Source organism: Brevundimonas sp. (genome assembly GCF_032107865.1).
Classification (GTDB): domain Bacteria; phylum Pseudomonadota; class Alphaproteobacteria; order Caulobacterales; family Caulobacteraceae; genus Brevundimonas.
Genome location: NZ_DAMCNG010000246.1, coordinates 1 through 3,742 on the forward strand (window position 1 = coordinate 1; position 3,742 = coordinate 3,742).

Sequence of the window (3,742 nt, forward strand, 5' to 3'; positions counted from 1 at the left end):
GCCCAGGGCCGCGCCGCCGAAGCCGCCGCCGCGGACCAGGCCCTCAAGACCGCCTGGCTGGGCGACGCCCGCTGGCTGCGGATGGACCGGCTGTAGAACCGCTGCGCCCCGTTCTGACGCACCAACCCGCTATGGCATGATGGAGCCGCTGAGGCGTCATCCACTCCGGCCGAAGGTGAAGATTTCAGACGATTCAGACGAATTGGACTCTGTTTTTTCCGCTCCGCCCGCCTTCGCCTGCGGCAAGGCGCGCTTTCGGCTTGATGGCGAGGCATCCCGACGCCATCTGATCCGTTACCTTCCTTCGACCCCCATGCGGACCCGACCATGACCTTCGCCGACCCGTCCCTGACCACCCCGCCCGACCTGATCAAGGACGGCACGGACGCCTCCTTCATGACCGACGTGATCGAGGCCTCGAAGCATCAGCCGGTCATCGTCGACTTCTGGGCGACCTGGTGCGGCCCGTGCCGGACGCTCGGCCCGGCGCTGGAAAAGGCCGTGCGCGCCGCCAAGGGGGCGGTGAAGATGGTCAAGATCGACGTCGACGCCAACCCGGCCTATGCGGGCCAACTTCGGGTGCAGTCGATCCCGACCGTCTACGCCTTCGTCAACGGCCAGCCGGTCGACGGCTTCCAGGGCGCCATTCCCGACAGCCAGATCAAGGCCTTCATCGACAAGCTGACCGGCGGAGAAGGCGTCAACACCGACGTCGAGCAACTGCTGTCGCTGGGTGAGGAATCGCTGGGCCTCAGCGACCTGGGCGGCGCGGCTCAGGCCTTCGCCCACGTCCTGACCATGGAGCCGGACAACCAGAAAGCCATCGCCGGCATGGCCCGCGTCTATCTGGCCGAAGGCGACGCCGAACAGGCGATGCAGACCATCGCCATGGCCCCCCCCGATTCCACCGACCCGACGGTCCAGGCCGTGCGCGCCCAGCTGTCGCTGGCCTCGGCCGCCCCGACGGGCGCGACCGCCGAACTGGAAGCCCGACTGGCCGCAAACAAGAACGACCACGAGGCCCGCTTCGACCTGGCCCAGGCCCTGGCCTCGGCGGGCGATCTGAAGGGGGCGGTCGACCATCTGCTGGCCATCGTCCAGGCCGAGCGCGAGTGGAACGACCAGGCCGCGCGCAAGCAGCTGCTGACGGTGTTCGAGGCCGCCGGCCCCAACAGCGAAGTCGCCCGCGACGGACGACGGCGCCTGTCCTCCATCCTGTTCTCCTAACGGCGCGATCATGGCTCAGGGCTACGTCAAGGCCAGCGAACTTCCCCAGGTGATCCCGGTGTTTCCCCTGCCGGGCTCCATCCTCCTGGCGCGAGGCCAGCTGCCGCTGAATATCTTTGAGCCGCGCTATCTGAACATGGTGGACGACGCCATGGCGGGCGACCGGATGATCGGCCTGATCCAGCCGGTCGGCCCCGCAGGCCTGCGCCCGCCTCTGACCCGCGTCGGCTGCGCCGGGCGGATCACCAGCTTCGCCGAGACCTCGGACGGGCGCTATCTGATCACCCTGACCGGAGTGTGCCGCTTCGCCGTGGCGACCGAGATGCAGGTCCGCACCCCCTATCGCCAGGCGCGGGTCGACTTCCTGCCCTATGAGTCGGACCTGCGCGCCCCGGACCCGGCCGAGGATTTCGACCGCGAGCCCTTCCTCTCGGCCCTGGCGCCCTATCTGGCGGGGCGCGGCATGGACATCGACTGGGACACCGCTCGCGCCGCGCCGCAGGAGGCCCTGGTCAACAGCCTGGCCATGGGCCTGCCCTTCGACCCGCCCGAGAAACAGGCCCTGCTGGAGGCTCTGAGCCTCAACGAGCGCGAAGCGGCCCTGACCGCCCTCCTGCGCATCGAAGCCGTCGCCCCCGACGACGACGAACCCGGTCCGGCGATGCAGTAGCGTCCGATCGCATCCAAAGATAAAAGCGCAACCCAGACACGGGCGCCCGGCGCCCTCAAGCAGCGAGCGCCCGCGGCGCGAGCGATAGGGCACAAACTTCCTCAAGGAGTGAGCGCCCGCGGCGCGAACGATAGGAAACTAGAGAAGATCATGAGCGACGCCTTCAACACCCCCGTCTCAGTCGATCCCCGCCTGCTGGAAGTGCTGGTCTGCCCGGTCACGCGCGGCCGCCTGACCTATGACCGCGAGCGCAACGAGCTGGTCTCGGCGGGCGCCAAGCTGGCCTTCCCCATCCGCGACGGCGTGCCGATCATGCTGGCCGAAGACGCCCGCCCGCTGGACTGAACCTTACGTCGCGCTTAGGCGGCGGCCCGGTTTCCTCATCGCGCCCTTATGGCCGTCGGGTGTTTCTTCGCCTCATGAAGGAGCCCCTCATGAGCCGCCGCGCCCTGCTGAACCAGTCGCTGACCCGCTCCGGTCCGCCCGAACGCGCCGCACCCGGCGTCTGGCGCATGGCCCAGACCGTGCTGGCCCTCTATCTCGGCTGCACGCCCCGCAACGGGGGCCGCCCACGATGATGAGCGGCTATCCCGACGGGCGCCCCGCCGCCCCCCGCCGTCACCGCGCCTATGGGGTCGTCGCCCGCGACGGCGGCTGGTGCGTCACCCTGGACGACTGCGCCACCCACCCCTTCAAGGATCGTGAGGCCGCCGTACGCATCGCCCGCCGACTCCAGCGTCAGGCTGACGGCCTGAACCTGATTGAGCCCCGCTCATGACCGCCGCGCGCGCCAAGGCCCGGCTCGTCCTGTTCGAGATTCGCCGCTTGGGCCGCGTCTGGCGCCTGACCTCTTCGGACGGGCTCTTTTTCGGCCTGTTCCAGAACCGGGCCTCGGCCCTGCGCTGCGCAGTGGAAGAAGCCGACCGCCGCGACGACGCCGACGTGCTGCTGCACACCCACGACTAAGCCGGGCAACCGACTTGGCGCGAAGGGCGATAGGCCCTGTTACAAGCTCTCGCCGCGCAGCAGGCGGGGCAGATCCCCCGTCGCCCCGCCGGCCTCATGCATGAAGGCGCGACGCAGGGGGGCGATACGGTTGACTGCCGCCATGCCCAGATCGCGGGCCAGCCGCACCGGGGCGATGTCGTTGGAGAACAGGCGCACGAAGCCGTCGAAACCCGCCGCCAGCGCCGCGTTATCGAACCGGCGCCAGCGGGCGTAGCGCTCCAGCACCAGTTCCGAGCCGATGTCCTCGCCGATGCGGGCGGCCTCGGTCAGCACCTCGGACAGGGCGGCGACGTCCTTCAGGCCCATGTTCAGCCCCTGCCCCGCCACCGGGTGCACCCCGTGAGCGGCGTCGCCGATGATGGCTATGCGGGGCGCGGTCAGGCCCTCGGCCAGCTGCAGCGACAGGGGATAGACGAAGCGCGGCCCCTCGATCGTCAGCCCGCCCAGGAAATCGCCGAACCGGCGCGTCAGATGGGCGTGGAAGGCCTCGTCCGAAGCCGAGCGCAAGGCCTCGCCCCGGCGGGTGCTTTCCGTCCAGACCAGATTGGCCCGGTTTTCCGTCAGCGGCAGGATGGCGAAGGGGCCGTCCGGCAGGAAATACTCATGGGCGACGTTGCCGTGCGGCTTTTCCATGCGGACGGTGCAGACCACGCCGCTCTGCTGATAGGTCCAGCCGAAGACATCAATGCCCGCCGCGCGGCGCACGGTCGAGTTGCGGCCCTCGGCCCCGATCACAAGCGGCGCCGACAGGGTCGAGCCGTCTTTCAGCGTCACCGTCGCCCGCCCCGGCCCGACCGCCACATCGGCCACGGCGGCGGGGGCGCGTACCTCCAGATT

General features: G+C 69.6%; 7 protein-coding genes. 6 read left to right on the top strand and 1 reads right to left on the bottom strand.

The genetic code is table 11. The features are described from left to right. Positions 1–327: 327 nt before the first annotated feature. The 6 genes from trxA to RT567_RS14825 all read left to right on the top strand — a co-directional run bounded on the left by trxA (position 328) and on the right by RT567_RS14825 (position 2,863). Entirely contained in the window at positions 328–1,227 is a 900-nt protein-coding gene (gene trxA / locus RT567_RS14800) for a thioredoxin (RefSeq protein WP_313577015.1), read from the top strand. A 10-nt stretch (positions 1,228–1,237) separates the two neighbouring features. After that, positions 1,238–1,897 carry an LON peptidase substrate-binding domain-containing protein gene (locus RT567_RS14805; protein ID WP_313577016.1) on the top strand — a complete coding sequence of 220 codons (660 nt, stop codon included), beginning with the start codon at positions 1,238–1,240 and terminating at the stop codon, positions 1,895–1,897. 150 nt (positions 1,898–2,047) lie between these two features. After that, positions 2,048–2,242 (top strand): Trm112 family protein, encoded by a 195-nt coding sequence (locus RT567_RS14810; protein ID WP_003166576.1) that lies wholly within the window; start codon positions 2,048–2,050, stop codon positions 2,240–2,242. 89 nt (positions 2,243–2,331) lie between these two features. Then, complete coding sequence (locus RT567_RS14815) at positions 2,332–2,475, top strand: hypothetical protein (RefSeq protein ID WP_313577017.1); 144 nt, start codon at positions 2,332–2,334, stop codon at positions 2,473–2,475. Beyond that, on the top strand, positions 2,472–2,675 hold the full coding sequence (locus RT567_RS14820; protein ID WP_313577018.1) for a DUF2188 domain-containing protein: 204 nt from the start codon (positions 2,472–2,474) through the stop codon (positions 2,673–2,675). The genes RT567_RS14815 and RT567_RS14820 overlap by 4 nt, the downstream gene beginning before the upstream one ends. After that, on the top strand, positions 2,672–2,863 hold the full coding sequence (locus tag RT567_RS14825; RefSeq protein ID WP_313577019.1) for a hypothetical protein: 192 nt from the start codon (positions 2,672–2,674) through the stop codon (positions 2,861–2,863). The genes RT567_RS14820 and RT567_RS14825 overlap by 4 nt, the downstream gene beginning before the upstream one ends. A 39-nt stretch (positions 2,864–2,902) precedes the next feature. Here the strand turns inward: RT567_RS14825 and RT567_RS14830 are convergent. Then, positions 2,903–3,742 (bottom strand): FAD-dependent monooxygenase (locus RT567_RS14830; protein ID WP_313577020.1); only part of this gene is annotated, 840 nt, incomplete at its 5' end.